At 68.3% G+C, this 18,359-nt stretch carries 21 protein-coding genes and 2 pseudogenes; 7 read left to right on the forward strand and 16 right to left on the reverse strand.

Annotated features, from left to right (window positions below):
• Positions 1-39 precede the first annotated feature (39 nt).
• Complete coding sequence (locus ACTWQF_RS18040) at positions 40-732, forward strand: TetR/AcrR family transcriptional regulator (protein WP_443280433.1); 693 nt, start codon at positions 40-42, stop codon at positions 730-732.
• A gap of 73 nt (positions 733-805) precedes the next feature.
• On the opposite strand, the pseudogene ACTWQF_RS18045 reads toward ACTWQF_RS18040, so the two are convergent.
• The 5 genes and pseudogenes from ACTWQF_RS18045 to ACTWQF_RS18065 form a co-directional block, all read right to left on the reverse strand.
• Positions 806-1,285: pseudogene (locus ACTWQF_RS18045) on the reverse strand (Tn3 family transposase); the annotation flags it as partial.
• Positions 1,286-1,439: 154 nt separating this feature from the next.
• Positions 1,440-1,574 carry a hypothetical protein gene (locus ACTWQF_RS18050; protein ID WP_443280434.1) on the reverse strand — a complete coding sequence of 45 codons (135 nt, stop codon included), beginning with the start codon at positions 1,572-1,574 and terminating at the stop codon, positions 1,440-1,442.
• Between the two features lie 265 nt (positions 1,575-1,839).
• Positions 1,840-2,196 carry a DoxX family protein gene (locus tag ACTWQF_RS18055; protein ID WP_443280435.1) on the reverse strand — a complete coding sequence of 119 codons (357 nt, stop codon included), beginning with the start codon at positions 2,194-2,196 and terminating at the stop codon, positions 1,840-1,842.
• A 121-nt stretch (positions 2,197-2,317) separates the two neighbouring features.
• Positions 2,318-2,446, reverse strand: coding sequence for a hypothetical protein (locus tag ACTWQF_RS18060; RefSeq protein ID WP_443280436.1), 129 nt, complete (start codon positions 2,444-2,446; stop codon positions 2,318-2,320).
• A gap of 34 nt (positions 2,447-2,480) precedes the next feature.
• Positions 2,481-3,377: a PhzF family phenazine biosynthesis protein gene (locus ACTWQF_RS18065; RefSeq protein ID WP_443280437.1), complete on the reverse strand. Its 897-nt coding sequence runs from the start codon at positions 3,375-3,377 to the stop codon at positions 2,481-2,483.
• 127 nt (positions 3,378-3,504) lie between these two features.
• On the opposite strand from ACTWQF_RS18065, the gene ACTWQF_RS18070 reads away from it, so the two are divergent.
• The 4 genes from ACTWQF_RS18070 (at position 3,505) to ACTWQF_RS18085 (ending at position 5,439) form a co-directional block, all read left to right on the forward strand.
• A complete protein-coding gene (locus ACTWQF_RS18070) occupies positions 3,505-4,011 on the forward strand; it encodes an Lrp/AsnC family transcriptional regulator (protein ID WP_443280438.1) in 507 nt (168 codons plus the stop codon).
• A gap of 363 nt (positions 4,012-4,374) precedes the next feature.
• Positions 4,375-4,830, forward strand: coding sequence for a DUF3592 domain-containing protein (locus tag ACTWQF_RS18075; protein ID WP_443280550.1), 456 nt, complete (start codon positions 4,375-4,377; stop codon positions 4,828-4,830).
• 101 nt (positions 4,831-4,931) lie between these two features.
• A complete protein-coding gene (locus ACTWQF_RS18080; protein ID WP_443280440.1) occupies positions 4,932-5,237 on the forward strand; it encodes a hypothetical protein in 306 nt (101 codons plus the stop codon).
• The gene (locus tag ACTWQF_RS18085; protein ID WP_443280441.1) at positions 5,230-5,439 is read left to right on the forward strand and encodes a hypothetical protein; all 210 of its coding nucleotides are present in this window, start codon (positions 5,230-5,232) and stop codon (positions 5,437-5,439) included. The genes ACTWQF_RS18080 and ACTWQF_RS18085 overlap by 8 nt, the downstream gene beginning before the upstream one ends.
• Positions 5,440-6,381: 942 nt before the next feature.
• Here ACTWQF_RS18085 and ACTWQF_RS18090 read toward each other — a convergent pair.
• The 3 genes and pseudogenes from ACTWQF_RS18090 to ACTWQF_RS18100 form a co-directional block, all read right to left on the reverse strand.
• Positions 6,382-6,927 carry a YrhB domain-containing protein gene (locus tag ACTWQF_RS18090; protein ID WP_443280442.1) on the reverse strand — a complete coding sequence of 182 codons (546 nt, stop codon included), beginning with the start codon at positions 6,925-6,927 and terminating at the stop codon, positions 6,382-6,384.
• On the reverse strand, positions 6,920-7,309 hold the full coding sequence (locus ACTWQF_RS18095; protein WP_443280443.1) for a hypothetical protein: 390 nt from the start codon (positions 7,307-7,309) through the stop codon (positions 6,920-6,922). Before ACTWQF_RS18095 ends, ACTWQF_RS18090 begins: the two co-directional genes overlap by 8 nt.
• Positions 7,310-7,648: 339 nt before the next feature.
• Positions 7,649-7,806 (reverse strand): annotated as a pseudogene (locus ACTWQF_RS18100) (IS5/IS1182 family transposase); the annotation flags it as partial.
• 137 nt (positions 7,807-7,943) lie between these two features.
• On the opposite strand from ACTWQF_RS18100, the gene ACTWQF_RS18105 reads away from it, so the two are divergent.
• The gene (locus ACTWQF_RS18105) at positions 7,944-8,495 is read left to right on the forward strand and encodes a hypothetical protein (RefSeq protein WP_443280551.1); all 552 of its coding nucleotides are present in this window, start codon (positions 7,944-7,946) and stop codon (positions 8,493-8,495) included.
• A gap of 231 nt (positions 8,496-8,726) precedes the next feature.
• On the opposite strand, the gene ACTWQF_RS18110 is transcribed toward ACTWQF_RS18105, so the two are convergent.
• Positions 8,727-10,223 (reverse strand): FG-GAP repeat domain-containing protein, encoded by a 1,497-nt coding sequence (locus ACTWQF_RS18110; RefSeq protein ID WP_443280444.1) that lies wholly within the window; start codon positions 10,221-10,223, stop codon positions 8,727-8,729.
• Between the two features lie 282 nt (positions 10,224-10,505).
• Here ACTWQF_RS18110 and ACTWQF_RS18115 point away from each other — a divergent pair, with 282 nt between their 5' ends.
• Positions 10,506-10,685: a hypothetical protein gene (locus tag ACTWQF_RS18115; protein WP_443280556.1), complete on the forward strand. Its 180-nt coding sequence runs from the start codon at positions 10,506-10,508 to the stop codon at positions 10,683-10,685.
• Between the two features lie 19 nt (positions 10,686-10,704).
• Here the strand turns inward: ACTWQF_RS18115 and ACTWQF_RS18120 are convergent, their stop codons facing one another.
• The 7 genes from ACTWQF_RS18120 to ACTWQF_RS18150 form a co-directional block, all read right to left on the reverse strand.
• Positions 10,705-11,223 (reverse strand): phosphoribosyltransferase, encoded by a 519-nt coding sequence (locus ACTWQF_RS18120; RefSeq protein ID WP_443280445.1) that lies wholly within the window; start codon positions 11,221-11,223, stop codon positions 10,705-10,707.
• Between the two features lie 515 nt (positions 11,224-11,738).
• Positions 11,739-12,092 (reverse strand): hypothetical protein, encoded by a 354-nt coding sequence (locus tag ACTWQF_RS18125; protein WP_443280446.1) that lies wholly within the window; start codon positions 12,090-12,092, stop codon positions 11,739-11,741.
• A gap of 772 nt (positions 12,093-12,864) precedes the next feature.
• Positions 12,865-13,404 carry a hypothetical protein gene (locus ACTWQF_RS18130; protein ID WP_443280447.1) on the reverse strand — a complete coding sequence of 180 codons (540 nt, stop codon included), beginning with the start codon at positions 13,402-13,404 and terminating at the stop codon, positions 12,865-12,867.
• A 13-nt stretch (positions 13,405-13,417) separates the two neighbouring features.
• Positions 13,418-14,551, reverse strand: coding sequence for a hypothetical protein (locus ACTWQF_RS18135; RefSeq protein ID WP_443280448.1), 1,134 nt, complete (start codon positions 14,549-14,551; stop codon positions 13,418-13,420).
• Positions 14,552-14,577: 26 nt separating this feature from the next.
• Entirely contained in the window at positions 14,578-15,033 is a 456-nt protein-coding gene (locus ACTWQF_RS18140) for a hypothetical protein (protein ID WP_443280449.1), read from the reverse strand.
• Between the two features lie 716 nt (positions 15,034-15,749).
• A complete protein-coding gene (locus ACTWQF_RS18145) occupies positions 15,750-16,691 on the reverse strand; it encodes an aminoglycoside phosphotransferase family protein (protein ID WP_443280450.1) in 942 nt (313 codons plus the stop codon).
• A gap of 424 nt (positions 16,692-17,115) precedes the next feature.
• Positions 17,116-18,273, reverse strand: a complete 1,158-nt coding sequence (locus tag ACTWQF_RS18150) for a nuclear transport factor 2 family protein (RefSeq protein WP_443280451.1) — start codon at positions 18,271-18,273, stop codon at positions 17,116-17,118.
• Positions 18,274-18,359 lie beyond the last annotated feature (86 nt).

Here is an 18,359-nt window from a genome sequence, read left to right on the forward strand (position 1 = left end):
TTTCTCCATTACGGCGCATCGCAACAGTACGATGTGACCATGACTGTGTGGGACCGGCCGGAGCCGCCGACTCGCCCCGTGCCGCTCGACCGGGAGCGGATCGTCGCCGCCGCCATCGCGCTGGCCGACGAGGGCGGGCTGGAGGCGGTGTCGTTGCGCAAGGTCGCCGCCCGGCTGAACGCCGGCCCGATGCGGCTGTACGGATACATCTCCACCAAGGAGGAGCTGTTCGACCTCATGGTGGACGAGGTCCACGCCGAGATTCTCCCCGATCAGCAGCCCGGTGACTGGCGGGAGGCGCTGAGCATTCTCGCCCACCGCACCAGGCAGGCCGCTCTCCGTCACGAATGGCTGGCCGACCTGCTCGGCGGCCGCCCGGCCCTGGGACCGAACGGCCTCGCCGTGACCGAGGCCACGCTGGCCGCCCTCGACGGCCTCGCGGACGTCGACACCGTCATGCGCGCGGTGGAGACTGTCAGCGCCTACTTCACTGGCGCGATCAGGCGCGAGATCGCGAACCTGCGGGCCGAGCGCGCCACGGGCCTGTCCAAGCGCGACTGGCAGCGCGCCTCCGGCCCTCATGTGACGAGAATGTTGGCCACGGGCCGCTTCCCGGCGCTGACCAAGGCCGTGTACGACGGCACGGACGTGGACGCCGAGGCATCCTTCGCGACCGGCCTGAACTGGGTCCTCGACGCCGTGGCTGCCAAACTCACCCGGCCACCGGCGTGACGCTCAGCTCTTGCCGAATGTGAGCGAGGTCGGGGTCGGTGTCCACGGGCCGTGCGGGCTTGCCGCCACCACTTCATAACGTTGGTGCTGCCATCGGGGCGCCGGGAGCGTCCGCTTCTTGTGCCGGGTCGTGGAAGGGCCGCAAGCCGGCGCCCGAGTCGGCTCGCGTGAAGGCGTAGCGGCCCAGGAAGTTGATGTGCTCGTAGGCGATCGGCGAGAGCCGGGTGCCCATGTCGTCGGTGGCGGGCATGCGGCGGTAGCCGCCGTCGGAGATGAACTGCAGCAGGTGCGGGGTCTTGAAGATCCGGCCGCAGATCGCGCAGGTGTTGGTGCGCCACAACCGAGTGTCGCCCAGGTCGGCGATGCGCGGGGAGAACTGGTGGCCGCAGATCGCGAACAGCCCGAACACGGTGTCGGAGTGGGGGAGGCGGTGTCGGTCACTACGGGTCTCGGGGCGGGGCCCGCCGTCGATGGTGTGGATGGCATCCAGGGTGAACAGCGAGTCCCGCAACGTACCAGGCACGACCAGCCCGCCGATGCCCATCACCTGGTCGTTGACGACGTTTCAGCCAGGTCGCGCCGCGCAGACGGCCGAAGTAGATCGGGTTGTGGCCGGACCGGCCCTGCCGGGCAGCAACTCGACGGGGGAGAAGTGATCAGGACGCTGAATTGACCAACAGCGTCGGCAATGCCGTGGGCGGGGCGCTTTATGAGGTGGTGAGCTGCTGTGCCGTGACGAGGACTGTCACGACGGCCGCGAGTTCGGCGATGGTGGGCCATGGCCACCGGTCCGCTTCAAGGCAGCGGGCGAGGGAGGGCACTCCTGCCCAGACCGGATTCACCGGCTGCTGAACACCTGCGACTTGTGGCGCAGTGGTACCTCCGGGGAGTAGACGCTCATCACTTTGGGAGAGCCAGATCCAACCGTAGGGGGTGACACGTTCGTCAATGGCACGTCGGCCGTGAGTTCAGCGTGACTGGGGTGCTTTCGCCGGGAACCCACGGCGCCTTCGGCAGGCAGGCTCGAAGGTGCGGTGGGTTCGTAGCCGCTGAATCGGCAGGATACTGATGGGGTGTGGCTCCTCCTGAGGGACGGGCTGCACCGGGTCACGGGGTGCCGTGGTAGGCCAGATGCACGGCCAGAGCAGCCACGGGCAGACAGAAGAACACGGCCCAGGGACCCAGCTGGTGGTCACGAACCCGCAGGTGGGCAAAGAGTGCACCCAGGAAGTACAGCACGAGACCGGTGGCAGCGAGCATGCCCAGCACCGGCACGGCGAACCCGGCCAGCAGCCCCAGCGCCCCCAACGCCAGCAGTGTGCCCAGCGGGCGCATCCAGGACCGGGGCACACGCAACTTGTCCGCCTGGCTCTTGGGGTAGTCGTGGCCGATGAAGTTGGCGATGGCGGCCGAACCGTTGACAGCTGCGGTGAGGAGGGTGACCACGAGGTAGGCGGCAAACACGAGAAACTCCTTCTTCTGCGCGAGAACGACGGTTGGGTGTTCGTCGTCCTGGACGAAGACAGCACCTCAAGATGTGACACGCCCTGTCAGAGCAGTCCCTCGGGGAGAGCTGCTCCCATACTCACTCGCTCTTGGCGCTCTGCTCGATCTGGTCGTCGAGCAGATTTCGGGCGGTGGCAGCCGCATAGCGGACGCTGCGAGAGCCCTCGGAGAGGTCGCCGCGGCCCTCCTCAACTCGCTTGACCGGCACGGTGAACCGCACCGCGCTGCACGGGTGCTGCCGTTCATACGGGCAGGTTGAGGGTGCCGTCTGCGGCGAGGGCCGCGCGGCCCGTGATGGACGGGACGTCGTCCGCGAACGTGACCTGGATGCGGGAGGGCCGGTCGAGGGCGTGCCCCTGCACGATGGTGAGCCGGTCGCCGGCCAACCCGTGACGGTGGAGAAGGCACGCCAGGGGACCCGCGGCGCTCCCCGTCGCAGGATCCTCGGTGATCCCCGCGACCGGATTGACGAACCGTGCGTGCACCTGAGCGTCGGGTTCCGCGGGGTCGAGCGCGTACAGGTAGACACCCTGGCCGCCGACCGTCGGCAACAAGCCACGCAGCCGCTCAGCGTCGGGAGCCGCGGCATCCACGGTGCCCTGGCCGCGCAAACCGACCAGCAGATGGGCCGCGCCGGTCGAGACGACCTGGGCCACCGGCAGCCCATCGCCGGCGCCGAGGTCGCCGTCGTCAACTCCGAGAGCGCGGGCAAGTGCGGCCCGGTCGGTCAGCTTCTGCCCGTACTCGGCGGCGCGCTGCCGCATGGTGACATCGACGAGCCCGTCTGGTCCGACCGCGATGCCGACCTCCAGGATCTCGGAACCGAGCTGCTGGTACCAAGGCCCGTCACGGTGCCCGAGCCGTCCTGTGGCGGCCAGCCACCACCAGGCACCGAGGGCGTTGTGGCCGGCGCCGAACACCTCCACGCCTGCTGCGGTGAAGGACCGCAACCGCCAATCGGCCCCCGGCACCGTCGGGGACAGCAGAAACGTCGTCTCGGCCTGGTTGAACTCACGGGCGACGCGTGGCATCAGCGACTCCGGCAGCTCGTCGGCGTCCGGGACCAGGGCCAGGGGGTTGCCCTGGAGCGGCTGGTCGCTGAAGACATCCACCAGGGTGAAGGGGGAACGGTGGGCCATGCCCGGCTCCTGTCGACTGGGAGTGATCACGAGGCCATCGAGACTATGGCCCGTACCCGCCCCGGCCCCAGAGTTTTCCCTGGTCGACGCGGGTATCCAGGAGGGGAACCAGCGGTAGATTCATATGATGACCGATGAATCCACTGCTGCACTGGACGAGCTGGACTGGTCCCTCCTGGAAGAGCTGCAACAGGACGCCCGCCTGTCGTATGCCGAGCTGGCCCGCCGCGTCGCATTGAGCCCGTCGGCAGTGACCGAGCGGGTACGCAGGCTGGAGAGTCTCGGGGTCATCACCGGGTACCACGCGGCGGTCGATCCGTCCCGCGTCGGCCTCGGCATCCAGGCCATCGTGCGGCTGAAGTACCCAGGTACGGCCCACCAGCCGCTGCGCCGCCTCATCTCCGACCAGCCCGAGATCCTCCAGTGCCACCGTGTCACCGGCGACGAGTGCTACGTCCTCCGGCTGACCGCCCGCGATGTCAGCCACCTCGAGCACGTGGTCGACAAACTGGCCCGGCTCGGCTCCCTGACCACGAGCGTCGTCTACTCCACCCTCCTGCCGCGCCGGACGGTTACCCGCCCTGAGAACGTCCGGTCGGGGGTCACCGACACCGTGTCCCGCCCTGAACCGTGACGGGACTCTTACTCTCCTCAGCCCGACCGCGGTCGCCACGCAGCCCGGCCGCCGCTCTTGGCCACACACACCCGCCGTCCGGCCAAGCCGTGCTTCTCGTCGACGCGTGCGGGGCGGTCACTGTCGCTGCGGACGGAGCTGCCACGGGTCGCGGGCGGCGGAGGGCACTCCTTCACACTTCCGTCGATGGGACGGTGGGACCGGGCGAGCGTTGACGCTGAGCTGGTCGCGCCCGCACCGTTGCTGCCCCCGGCGCCGCTGCCCGCCATGTCGCGCCTAGGCTGCCCCTGTCCCACCGCCGCTGATCCGGAACTGGTCCTCGTGCCTCTCTCTTTCGAAACCTTGCTGCTCCCAGCGGCCTTCATGCTGGTCGGCACTGTCTGCAGCGCGATTGGGTGCCGTGACCTCCTCCGGGCCCGGAGCCTGCGCCGGAAGGGCGCGAGAGCGGAGGGGGTGGTGACCCGCTTGCAGCCCTCCAGCATGAGGACCTACCGCTCGGGCCCCTCGGCCACCGTGTACTCCCCGGTCATTGCCTGGACCACGGCCGACGGCCGCCCCATGGAAACGGAGCACAACCTGGCCCGCGAGCTCCATCACAACCCGCCACCCGGCACCCAGGTCACGGTCTGTTACGACCCGGCGGACCCGTCCCGCTGGACGCTCCCGTCCGCGGGCACCTTCGTGGACTGGTTCGTCGGCGCAATGGGGGCGGCCTTCGCGGTGGTTGGCCTAGCAATGTTGCTGTCAATGACGTTGTGGGGGTCCTCGTGGGAAAAGTGCGATTCCGGCACGAGCGACTACAGCACCTCGTGCCCCTAGATGGTGACGTGACTGCGGTAGCCGGGGCTTCGAGGACGCTGGGGCGGTCGACCGGAGCGTGGGGAGACGGCAGACGGCCCTGACGGAGGGGAACCCGACTGATGAGTGCACAGCCCGTGCATGGGGCGCCGGGGGCCCACGAACCCGCTTCGGTGCCGCGCAACGCGGACGGCATCGGTGCCGCGCTGTCCAGCGAGCGGTGCATGGAGTTCTACCGCGAGCTGCCGGCCGCCGCCCCCGAGGACGCCGAGGCGGTCCTGCGCCACTGGTGGTGCGAGGCGATGCTGGACGCCGATCAGGACAAGGGCGACCGGCTGACCGAGGCGGCACTGAACGGAACACTGCCCACCCACAGCACCACCGAGGCCATCGAGGCCCGCCGAGCTGCGGGGCTGCCCGTTGAGTGACCCGTACGGTGACGAGGGGGAAGGCTGGCCCTGCGTCCTGTCGGACGAGGTCGACGCGCTGCTGAAGGATCTGTCCCTGCCGCCGGAAGTCTTCGGCGCGATCGTCGCGGCCAAAGTCCAGATCAACGAAACAAGAGGCATGGTGTCCGGCAGCACCGCCTCCACACGAGGCCCCAGCAGCGGCGGATGCCGCTGGGCCTGAACGGCTCACTTGGAGTGGCGGCGTACGTGCTCGTCGCCGATGCCGACGAGCCGCACTGCGTCCTGACCCGCGTCCAGCTGTACTGATTCCTGGCGGATAGCGTCACCGCAGGCGCCAGAAGGAAACAAGACCCTCAGCTGACCCGTCAGTCAGCGGCAGCTTCGAAGCCGCCCCTCCGCTCAGTTGCTGGTTTCAGCGTGGTGGGAAGAGTGCGGGGTGCGGGCACCTCTCCAGCGGCTGCTCGGGGCGATCAGTCCACTTCCACCAGATGTGTCGCTGCTCGCATCGCCACAGTCCACGGCGGGACCGCTCGCCGTCGTTCTCACGCCGGCTGAGCACGAAGCCGCCGGACTTAAGCGGAAGGCCGCAGTCGGGGCACGCCAGCGAGGCGTCGGACGACGCGGCGCGCACCCAGTGGTTGCGGTGAACCTGCTCGACCCGGAATCCGTAGATCACAAGCTCCCGTTGGCCCCTTGAGGCGCATGCCTCGTTCCGGGGCGGTTCCATGTGAGCCCGCTCGATGCGGTGCGTCACCCCATCGCGGTAGACCAGGTCAAGCGGTTGTCGAGCTGCCCAAACACCTGCCCGGTGATGTCCGTAGACGTGCACACCACCATCCGGTGTCGCCCCCGACACGCCTTTGATCAAGAACTGGAACGGCCCCTGACCACGCACAGCCGGCCGTCCGGTGGAGTCATAGGAGACAAGTTCCACTCCCGCACCCTAGCGCGGCATCCACACCTGCACCCGGGCTGGACGGGGCACGCCCGCGCCCCTGTAGTTGTCGCCGCCCCGCCCTCCCGGCCCCAATGCTGCCGACGCACAAGCTTGGAGTTGAAAGGCGCACAGAGGAGAGCAAGGGGGTGACCGGGCCCGGTGTGGCTGCACAAGGCCGGGCCACCAGCCAGTGTGTACGCATCACGTCGGCTTGGCCCCCCGCAGCTATCGCGGACTGCCTGTGTTGCCGTCGCGGATGGTTTTCACGCACAACACCGGATCCGGAGCGGGAACGAGCGTCTTGTCGACGAGGGCCTTGAGGTTGGCAGGCGCGGGGGTGTCCGCTTGCAAGGCGGCCACGTACTTGGCGGCTTCCACCGAGGCAAAGGCCGGGATCCTCTGCCGCAACAACCGCATCGCGGAGGTACGGCCGCAGGCTGCCGCCGTCTTCCGTATCTCCTCATGCAGCTCCTCCACCGGCCCTGGCGTGGGCCGGCCGCGGATGCGGCTGCGGTAGTCCGCCTCCCAGTCCCCAGTGACCGCATCCACCGGACCGATCTGGTGAAGCCCACCGTCGAGCCGGTCGACCAGATAGGGCCCGTTGCCCCCCAGCAGATACCGCGAATCTCCTGTGCGCACATACTCCGGCACCTGGTAGTAGACGATCCAGACCAGCTCGTGCTCCTCGGCGTGCGTGACCACCAGCTTCCTTGCGCCTTCACGGTCCAGGTGCTCCTGGACCAGCCGGACGGCGAACTCCCGCTCAATCACACATCCGGCCCTTCACTACGGGAGGAGGCCCGCTCCTGTGGGCGTCGTTCGATGCGGACCAGGAAACTGGCGACGCCACAGCCAGTCCTCCGGCCAGGTCGAGACCGGAGTATCCCAGCTGCCGGATGTGGCGCGTGTTGAATTCGATGGAGTGAACGTAGGGGTCTTCCGGAGCGATGGTCGGCCCGCAGGAAGGGCTGCCGTCGTGTGCACCCTCCTCCTTGAGCGGAACACACAGCATGGCCACCACCACGACCACCGCGGTGAGGGCCAGCGCGGCCAGGAACCGGGACCCGGATTTCACCTCATCCTGCGCCTCCCAAGCTTCCGCCGCGTCGTGTGCCTCTTCACCGGTCTCAGCCTCTCCGGCCACTGCCAACACTCTTTCATCTCACCCTGGAGCGGCCGGAGCCGTGCTGTCGGCCCTGCGCAAAGTCCTCGGACTGGCTGGCGGCACCGAAGAACTACCACCCACCACCACAGCGCCTGGCTCGGAATCCCGTTGCACTTCACCAACGGCCACCCCCATACCGTGCCTGCCCCACCTCACCACCGAAGAGGCCCGGCAACCCCGCACCACTAGGTTGTCCTCGGCCACAGAATCCAGGCCAACGCCGACTTCCTCACCGAACTCGCGAACGACCTGTGACCCGGCGTCCAAGCCTTTGAGAAACCAGGGGCCGCCCGGGGCAATCTCACCTCCGGGCGGCGACCCCCGTCAGTAGGCGGCAACCAGAAGCACGCGGTCTTCCAGCGGCAGACTCCACGGCCGACCCTCGCGCACCGGATCCGCACCCTCGCGTCGCAGCGCGGTGATCAGCTTGCCGAACTGAAGCGGGCTCAGCCCCATGAACGGGGCTATGCAGACGGCTCCGACGCCGGATCGCTGCGGTCACATCAAGATCGTGCCATCCACCCGCAAGCCCCGACCTGCTGGAGATCGCTGCCGGTCGGGATTTCGTTGGGGGGTCTCGTCATCGGCCGGTACCGTGCGAGGCAGGTTCAAGGGGGTTGAGCTGGTGCGCCCAGTGCTGTTGGTGGATGTTGACGGACCTTTGAATCCGTATGCCGCGAAGCCGTACCGACGGCCCGAGGGGTACGAGACGCACCGGCTCCTGACGCCTCGCTGGGAGGCCGCCGAGCGGCGTCGGCTGACTGAGTGGGGGCTGCCGAACAAACCGGTGAAACCGCTGCGCGTGTGGCTCAACCCGAATCACGGCCCGGCATTGGACGCGCTTCCCTTCGACCTGGTGTGGGCCACGACGTGGGAGGAAGAAGCCAACGCTTTCGTCGCGCCGGTCCTGGGATTGCCCGAGCTGCCCTTCATTGCCTGGTCCTCGCCGCGGGCCGAGCCTGCCGGCGGTGTGTTCTGGAAGACGCCGGACATCGTCGCGTGGGCGAAAGGCCGGGCGTTTGCCTGGATCGACGACGAGATCACCCAGGCGGATCGCGCCTGGGTGAATGAGCACCACGATGGTCCCGCCCTACTCCACCGGGTCGACCCCCGATGCGGCCTTTCCGTCGACGACTTCGCCGCGCTGACGGCATGGGCGACCGACCTTGACTGACTCCACGGCCCATCGACCGCCGCCAGCCACGCCGTTCCGAGTGATCATTGCGGGACACACTTGGACGACGTGTTTCGGCAGCACGGTAATGCTGCACAGCGGCGCTGCTCCACCGGCTTTCGAGCGCCTCGCCGATAGGGCCTGTTCGGAGTCACGATCATGTGGCATGCTTTCTACCCTGAGGTGGGGTCCGGGCTGGTAGGGCACTCGCGTGGCGCGACGCGGGAGTAGTCAGCTCCTGCCGAAGTCTTTGGTCTTGACGAAGTGGCGGTCGGTCTTCGACGGGCCGTCCTGCGTTCCGCGCAGCATCCAGTAGCCGGCGTCAGTGCGGGGCTTGCTGGTACCGACCGTGCCGATGAGCAGCTCGTCGCGGCCATCGGTGTCGAGGTCGGCGAGGTACAGGTCCCAGCCGAAGGATCCTCGGTCCCGCGCCGGGCGGCGGGGGGAACTGCCCGGGCTGAGCGCGTTCCGGTCGATCGTTACGGTACGGGTCGCGCTGAGCCCGTCCTTGCCGCCGAGCACCACCCTCACCTGGCGGAAGTCGCCACGGGAAGAGGTGGCGATGTCGTCGTGGCCGTCGCCGTTGATGTCGCCGACCGCAACGGCGTAGCCCACCTTCAGTTCACCGAGCCGGCCGGCGCGGTCCTTGCCCCGGCCGGGGCCCTGGCTGCTGCCGTAGACGGCAACAGCCCGGTCGTCGCCCGGGTTACCGGCGTCGCCCTGGCTGCGGGCGAGAATGTCCTGCTTGCCATCGCCGTCGAAATCCCCGGCGGCAACGGGGACGGAGCCGGCCGTGCTCGTGATGCCGGGTACGGACCCGGCAGGCTTCAGCCCTTTGGCCGTTCCCCGGTAGAACGTGGCATCAGTGACGTCCTTCGGCCGGCCCTCCTCAAGACGCGCGTCCTCCTCGTCGTACTCGCCCTTCGTCACCAGGTCGTCGTGGCCGTCGCCGTCGAAGTCGCCGACGGCCGTGTGGGCCACCGACACCCAGCCCTTGTAGCCCACATCGGTGGTCGAGGTGGTGCGGGGTGCCGCGCCGTCGCGGCTGAGCGGGCCGTACAGGACGGTGGCGGGCTGCGGCCCGTCGGCGGACTCGCTGGAGGAAGGCTGCGCGAGGGTCAGCAGGTCGAGGGCGCCATCGCCGTCGAAGTCCCCGGTGGCGGTGGCCGGGAGGGCGTCGGCGGGCAGCTTGGTGACGCCGCTGCGGCCGTCGGGACCACCCCAGACGATGCGCTGCTCACGCATGGGCTTCCCGTGGGAATCGTGCACCCGGTCGCCCGCCATGACGTCGGCGTAGCCGTCGTCATCCATATCTCCGGTGAACTGAGTCGACTGGTCGTTCCCGATCGGCCCGCTGCTGATCCTCTGGTCAAGCTTGGGCAGGCGCTCCGGGAGGCGGAATGCCGCGCACGGTTTCGGCCAACCGGGCGCGGAGAGGGCGACGAAGCGGTTGCGGTGCCACACCTGCCCAGGGTTGGTGAGCACGTTGTACCAGCCGTTGACGACCACGTCGGCGTGCCCGTCGCCATTGACATCGTCCCGGTTGACTGCGCTGTCGTTCCGCTTCGAGGGGGAGGGGGACGGTGGTGCCGTCTTCCCGTTCGAGGGGGAGGGGCACGAGGGTGTCGGTGTCGCCTTACCGCCGTCGGCCGAGCAGGCCGTGAACAGCGGGGTGGTCACGCACAGACAGATCACGGCGGCGAACAGGCGGTGGAAGGTACGGCGCATGGCGCCATCCTGCAAGGCACAGCTCACGAACCCCTAACGGCCGGGGCAAGGTCGGATTGAGGTGACCATGCTCCCCGTCCTCGCGAATCTCAAGATCCCCGACAGCGCCGGCTTCTGAGCGATGGCGAGGGCGGTTGATTGAGCTGTTGCGGCAGCGGTGGCCGGTTGCCAGACGGCCTTCAGGTGGCGCGGCGGCTTGGCGTGACGCCACCAGCGGCGATCCTCGCCCAGTACCTCACGGAAGCCAACGGAGACCACAGGCTCGCTCCCCGACGAGCCGCCGTGGGTCCGGTGATCACCGGCACGAACGGGTCAAAAGGCCGCGCCGCTGTGCTGATCAACAAGCTGAAGGCGTGGCGGGGCGTGGCTGCGCGCTACGACAAGACGCCGCAGAGCTACCTGGCAGGGCTTCAACTGCGGGGCTCGATCAGCTGGATCCGCAGCCTCCGCCCCACCACGTGATCACGACTCCGAACAGGCCCTAGTGGGCCCTGCCGCCCCCGAGTTCAAGCACGCCGAGAGCGAAGTCCTGGTTCGGCGGTTCCGCGCTCGCGAGCAGGACAAAGCGAGCGTGCGGGAGGTCGGCTAGGGCATCGCCAAGGTAGGAATCCTCCTTGAACCGCTCGGTGACGATGTCCATGGGGCCGCCGGAGCCAAGCAGAATCAATGCGAGGAGGCGGCGTCGCGGCGATACGATGTCGGCGAGCGGCGGCCGGTCGTCGTTCGCCGGCCCGGCATCGTCCAGCCGGTCAAGCAGATCCTCCGCGGTGTCGCCGGTTGCCGCCAAGAAGTCGTCGACCAGCAGATCCAGAGCTTCGTAGAAGGACGCGGCGCCACCCCTGGCCGCAAACTCCTCCACCCCTCGGGCGCGGAGGTGCGAGACGTCCAGTTCGAGACCCTCGCCGTATGCGACCGCAAGGTAGCGGCCGCCGCACAACTCGGGCCGGCGCTGGTCCCCCTCCGCCTCCGCGAGGCAGCGCAGCGCTTCGTCCAAGTCCATGCCACGCAGTCTGTCAGATGCCTTGGACATCGTCCGGCCACCATCGCGCTGCCCCCAACCACGAGGCCGATGCACCATGCTCATTGCCTCCACCGGCATGCCTTGCCCGTTCTCCAGAAGGATCGAAAACAAGTACTCGTTCGACGGCGTCCCCGAGTCGTACACGTCCCGGCTGCGCGCCGGATGGCGGCGTCAGCGCGGCCCTCGCGGGGCGAGCAAGCGGGCCCCAAGTTGTCCCACCAGGTCGAGGTGGACCAGCGCGGTAAACCAGGGAACGGACGGCCTTGCGCGGGTGATTGATGTTCAGCAGGGACGCGTAGGCGAACAGCACGCGGTGTGCGCTGCGGTTGTCGATGTCGAGCAGAGCGGAATGCACCGGAAGGGGGTAGGGAGACTGCCGGAGAACACACACGCCGGCCGCCGCCCATCCCAACGGAGTGGAGAACCCCCCGTACATGTGTGGCCTGTTCTCGGTATACCGCCCCTATGGTCCGCCTATGGCCTCCTTCGCCCGCTCACCAAAAGCCCTTCAACTTCCGCTCCTGGCAACAGAGCACCGGTTCAATTTTTGGGCCCTCGTTTGAGTGCTCCGAGCCGACCAGCGCGGCGACCAGTTTGGAAGCTGCCGCTTTCGTCAGCCGCCTCACAGCCGCCTGCGTCGTCTCCTCCGGGCCCCGCGGCGCCACCCCTGTGCCCCTGACCGCCTTGCTGAACTCCGCATCGAACCGGTCACGCTTCACCTTGGACGCCAGCGCGATGAGGTACCTGATCTGCTTGTCAGTGGCCAACTCCACCCTGGCCTCCGCCACCCGCCTGCGTCGGCCCAACGCTTCGTACGCCCCGTGATCGTCGTCGTCCTTCGTAGACATGCGCAGCAGCGTCTCACCCCTGCCCCCCGACCGCGGCCCGGGCCCCCACTACACCTGCCCTTCGTGCGGGAGGACCCGTGGGGGCTTACGGCGATCTCAAGCCCGAGCACGTCGTTCTTTCCCGAAGGACCGGGCCGGGCGGCCGGTGGTCATCGCCCCCGGGCTCCAGTTGGCCGGTCCTGCGGTCGACGCGGCGAAGCTGCTCAGCGGTACCGCGCTGGTGCTGGCTGCCGCCCGCCCCGGCGCGCTGGCCGGCCAGCAGGTGGTACACGGCGTCGGCGCCTTCGCCACGAAGTGGATGGACGTCCTGCCGGTCAAGGAGCACCGCGCATGGCGCCGAGAGGTGCTGGTGCTGTGGCTGATGGACAGCGTCAACGTCCTCTCCACATACCTGTCCGCCCCTGCCGCGCTGCCGCTGCCCGACCACGGCACGGCTCTGGTGGGCAGGGCGGTGGACTGGTGCCGCATGGCGGATCGCACCAGCAGCGAGCGGGGGGGGGGGCAGTTGCAGCACAGCCGGCAGGCAGCTTGGCAGTGTCCATGGCGGCTCACGGTTGCGCGGCTCTCGGAGTTATGGGAGCTTGCCAGGTTGCCCGGCACGGGGGTGTGGAGCCACGCTGCGGCCTCACCCAGGCCCGTGGGTCCCACCATGAGCCGCCCCTGCAATGCCGCGCCTCCTCGCGGCGCCGCTCAGTACTGCAGCAGGTCCTCGGGGGCCGGGGCAAGGACGCGGCGGAACTCTTCGAGGAGGAGGCGTGCGGCAGGATGGCAGTTACCGTTGGAAGACAACGCTGGGGCACGTGTCGGGGTCCGTTTCCACGAACAGTTCGGGCTTGCCCTGCGTGCCGCCGACTTCCAGGTACTGCGGTTCGGTAGGCATCCGTTGTTCGGGCGTGCCGCGGAGGAAGTCGAGCTTGATCTGGCGGAACTCCTCTCCTCCTGTGGTTTCCTCCCTGCGAAACTCCCAGGTTCCCTCGCCCTGGAACGCTTTGCGGGGTCCGCTGTCGTCAAGCTCCTCCAGGGAGATGGACCAGTTCTTCGTCCGCACAGTGCCGACCTGGGCGGGGCGCCCTTCGGGGTACTGGGTGGAGGCGTGCCCGAGGGTGATGCGCATGCCATGCGGGCCCTTGTAGTTGCCGTGCAGATCGCTGGCCCGCACCGTGGTGCTCGACTTCGGGCACGGGCCCGAAGCGTTGTCCACGACGGTGCACGAGGTGAGGGTGGCCAAACAGCAGGCGGCCACCGCAGCCGCCTTGCGTGACATCGTGCTGCCCGGCCATCTCGTGCGGCCGGCCGAGCCGTGGTTAGTCATGGAAATCATCGTGTCAGTGGTCGTCCGGATCTTCGAAGCGGGGCGGGTGGATGCGCTCCGTCCAGGTCATCTTCTCGTGAATCCCGGTTCCGGGGCCCGAGGAGGGGTTGAAGATCGACTGCCACTTCGGATAGCCGGGGAGGAAGGATTCGACGTCCGTGTCGTTGTTGAGCGTGTACTGCACCACGATGGAGCCGTCCGGTTCCTCGGACTTGACTATGTAGTCGACGTCGTAGGACCCGAGGAGGGACTGGGCCTCGTTGGTCTTTCCGCCCCAGAGGTTGTCGATTCCGCTCAAGCCTGCCATGTCCTTGGCGAACATCTTGGCCTGGTCGCCGAACCCCTCTTCGGAGATCTTGTGCTTGACCCGTCCGGACAGCTCCCCCTCCCGCCATTTTTGCAACGTCTGGTTGCGGATCGTCGCCATGCTGTCGCTCTTCTGGAGCTGTTCGACGAACGGGTCGCCCTGGTGGAACTTCCGGTTCGGCTCGAATTCCCCCATGCCTGTCAACCAGGCCCCAGCCGTGGTGCGGGGCGTTGCGTTGTTGGGATCTGCGTGCGGGCTCTCGCCGTTCATCACGCGGGTGTAGGCGTCGAAGTCGTCAGGGCTGATACTGCCCGTGCTGTCCAGGTTGGTGTGCTTGGGCTTGGCATTGAACCACTGGTCGAGGCCGACATCAGCCATGAGGGCATAGGCGAGGTTGCTGTCGATGAACAGCCCGCCGCGCAGGGCAGTGTTCAAGTCACGCTGGCCGTCCCTGACCATTTTGGCTGTCTCTTTGTCCACCTCGCCGCTCGCGGTGGCGCGCACCTTCCCGTGGGAGGTGACCTCCACCGCTCCCTTGCTGTCCTCTTCGATGCGCCGGACGATCCCTTTCACCTCACCGCGCAGCGTGGTCAGATCCGACTCGCCGTCCTCCAGGACTTTTTTCATGTTGCGGGCGACCTCGGTCGCCCGACTGACCTGCCGGGCTATGTCGTCGATCATCTGCCATGCGTACGGTGCGGTCGCGCCCTCCCAGTAGCCTTCGTCCCGTAGGGGCTTCATCAGCTCTTTGTGGATCCGGCCGGACAGTCCGTCGATGGCATCGATGACCGCTTTCCACTTCTTGGCCATGTCTGTTAAAACCGAGAAATCGGTGGTCATCAGCTCATGGTAGAAGCTGCCGCTGTTCATCGGTCGTACTCATCAAGCGCCGAGCGGCGATGCGTCAGAGGCGGGACCGCAGGGCTAATCGACGTACCGTCTTGCCCCCGGTGCTGCTGAAGTATTTTGTCTATGTCGGTCTTGGTGCCGTGATCCCGTGTCTTGTATGCCTTCTTGGCATCCCGCAAGCTTTGCTCTATCTGTGCCAGCCACGCAGCGACATTCCCAGCCTGGGTCTCCCATTGTTCGTGGGACTTCCGCAACCCCCCGGCGGTCGTCCAGCCCTTGAATTCGGCCGCTGCCGTGTTCGTAGACGCCCCCAAGGAGGCCGCGGCCTTGTAGAACGCCGTACGGATCTCGCCAGCGCTGGTGGCACCCTTGGCAAGCACGCTATGGGAAACCTTCAACTGCGGTTTGAGGATCGAGTCGCCGCCCGGCTGCAGTGGGTAGCGGCCGCCCTCCTCACGCGGAGGTTCGAGCATGCCCTGCTCCCCAGGCGGCACCGGTGGCCCAAGCACCGGCTCCGGAAGCTTACTGTCACCTTTCGAGTCCGAACCGCTCACAACTGCTCTGCTCCCCCCCCATAAAGTCGTTGCCACCTCAAGCGACCCAGCCACGTGCACCCAAGTGGCCACGAACCCCCTCGGCGCGACGCGGATTGGATTGGGCCGCATCCGCCACGGCGTGCGCTCCTCCGAGTCCCCAGAGGTGGGAGCGACGGACTGCGACTGAGTAAGCACAGCAGTGCGGCGTTCCGCTTTGGGCGAGGCGCATCCAGTGACACACAGTGCCACTCCGATGACCATCTTGCCATCTCGGGGGCGTGCGCTCTACGGCCCCCGTCCCGCCAACCTGGGGAGTGTCAGGCCGGAGATCTGCCCGGAGGTCTCACACTCAGTACATCTCGCCGAACTGGTGGTAAGTGGTTGCATAGAAGCGCGAACGCTACGCCAACGACCTCGGCTCCCTCGGTCGCTGGTGGCGGTGACCGCGCGGGAGGACTGGCAGCAGGCCGACCAGGACCCGAGCTCCTGGCAGGTGCCGTCCAAGGACGCTTCCTGTACCTACCTGGCCGACTGGGGCGCACCAAGACCCGTTGGAAGCTGGCCGTCGGCGAGGCGAGAAGAAGGCCCTTGAAGCGCGGGCCGCAGAGTTTCGCTACCACCGGCCAGCACCGAGATCGCCTCCTGAGCTAGCTTTAACCTCCCGCCGGGGTGCTTGACCGCTGGTGGACCGGAGCGGTGAGGCGTTGCAGTGCGGCGTGGGCGGGTGGGCCCCAGGTGGGCTTGCCGCCGGGGCGGCCGTGGACGCCGGCGTGGCCGATGTGGATGCCGGCGAGGGCGCGCAGCACCGCCCAGCCGCGGGCGCGGCGCAGGGTCGCGGCGTCCGGGCTTGGCTGGTAGCTCTCGTGGAAGCGGCCGATGGCGCCGTCCGGCAGCAGGATCCAGGCCGCGGCGAGGTCGCAGGCTGGGTCGCCGGCGAAGAGGTCGCCGAAGTCGATCACGCCGGAGAAGGTGCCGTTCGTGGTCAGGATGTTGGCTGGGTGCAGGTCGCCGTGGAGCCAGAGACGTGGGCCTTCCCATTCGGGCGCGGCGGCGGCGTCCTCCCAGACCGCGCGGACGGCGTCCGGGTCGCGAATCAGCCCCAGCTCGGTGGCCGAGGCGAGCCCTTGGGCGAAGTGTTCGGCCGTGTCGGCCAGCGGGCCACCGCGGTCTCGGCCCGTTGGCGCCCCGTCGGGGGCGGGACGGTGGAGGGCGGTCAGGAAGGCGGCCAGGGTGGCGGCTGCCTCCGAGGGGCACGTCGCGGGAGCGCGATCGGCGGGCTCACCGGGGACCCAGGTGGTGACGAGCCAGGGCCGCGGGAACCGTTCGGAGGGCTCACCAAGGCGCTGCGGGACGGGGGTCTGCAGAGGAAGGTGCGGGGCGAGGAGAGGCAGCCAGGCGTGTTCCTTGCGCAGCAGCGCGTCCGCGGACTGCGTCGCCCAGGGCAGCCGGACGGCGAGGTCGTCGCCAAGCCGCCACACTTGATTGTCCCAGCCGAGCGCTCCGAGCTCGAGGGAGCGATCCGCAAGATCGGGGTGCTGCTCGCGTAGCAGATCCCGGATCAAGTCCTCGGTGATGTCCATCTCGGTGGCAGTCATATGGGGCAACGGTAGTCGGGCAGCGGCCTGCCTGGTTTCCGGGCGGATCTGTGTCAAGCCCATGCGTCGAACTGGATCAATGACAAGCTGAGTGCTTTTATCGCGTCGACGACCTGGGCGTCCCCGTCGGCCCCGCCGTCCAGGACGCGGGCGAAAGTCGGGACGCCCCCTCGGCCGAGCCCGGCCTGGACCTGCGCCAGCGCCTTCGCGGCTCGCCGGAGATCGTTCCCCGTGCGTGTAGTGATGGTTCCCCGAGGCTGGGGCGGGTTCACCCGGGAAGTTGCAGCGCTGCCGTCAGGTTCCAGGGCGGGCCGTGAGTCTGGCGGATGGCCTGGGGGACCGGCCAGTGCAGCACCGGCTTCATCGGCCCGGAACCCTGATCCCGACGCGACGCTGAACGGGGGAAGGATCGCTTCCCGCCCGCTCAGGAGTGCCGGTGGTAAGCCTTGTTGGCGATGCGCCAGCTGTCGTCGGCGTGGACCAGCAGGAAGATGTCGGTGAACGTGTCCGCGCCGTGCGACAGCGTCATGGTTGCGGTTGCGACGGTGCCGTGGACGTCGATGGCGTCGATGCGGCGGGAACGGGTCGGTTCGTCCGGGGCGGGTCGGCCGTGGAAGAGAGCGCAGTACTCGTCCAGGGGCCACGAGACGAAGGCGCCGTCCCGGATTCCCTCGATGTGGGCGGTGGGCAGGAACGCGTCGCGGAAGTGTGCGGGGTCGCCGGTGGCGTGTCCGCGGATGTAGGCGCGGAGCGGTTCGAGCACGGCGTCCGCCACAGCGGGGACCGTGGCGGCGACAGCGATGTCGGCCTCAGGGTCGGCAGGGGTGTCGGCCAGACCGGCTGCGCTGCGCAAGGGGGTGTGTGACGCGGCGGCCAGCAGAGCCATGTCCTTGGCCAGCGCACTGATCGTGAATTCGGCCGTGCCAGTAGTCGGCTGTTCGGTGAGGAACGGGCGTTTGCGGGCCACGAGCCCGCCGAGTTGGCCGAGTTCGAGGACGTCCAGCACCTGGGCACGGGGCAAGCCGAGGGCGTCGGCTTGTCGCAGTGAGTCGCGCAGCGCGAGGACGGCGCCGGCGAGGCTGTTGTTGGCGATCAGCTTGAGCGCGGCGGCGGTGGAGGCGTCGTCGACGCGCCGGACGGTACCCAGCGTTTCCAGAACCGGTCGGACTCGATCGAGCGCGTCGTGGTCGGCGGCGGCGAGAATCTCCAGGGCGCCGGTGGCGGCAGCCGGCACAGAGCCGAGCACGGGCGCGTGGACGTAGGACGGGCCGAGCCGCCGGGCCAGCTTCGACGCCTCGGCGGGGGCGATGGTGCTGGTGTTCAGCACCATCGTCTCCGTTCGCAGCGAGTCACGGACATCGTCGAGGACCTGCTGGCAGGCCGAGCCGTCGAACAGCGCCAGGACCACGAGGTCGGCCTTCGCCACAGCCTCGTTCGGTTCTCCGGTCATCGTGACGGCGCCTGCTGTGCGCCCTGAGCGTGTCCAGCCGACGACGTCCCAGTCCTGGGCGGTGAGGCGTGTCGCGATCGCGTCGCCCATGCGCCCCAAGCCGAGTACGGCGATCTTGTGCGGTGTGGTCATGCGCGCCAGCGTGGTGTACCGCGTTGGCTGCGACAAGCGCAGATTTCGCAGGCCGACCCTGCGGAGTGCGCATACCGGCTGGGCAT

It is taken from the genome of Streptomyces sp. 8N114, from assembly GCF_052245835.1.
Classification (GTDB): domain Bacteria; phylum Actinomycetota; class Actinomycetes; order Streptomycetales; family Streptomycetaceae; genus Streptomyces.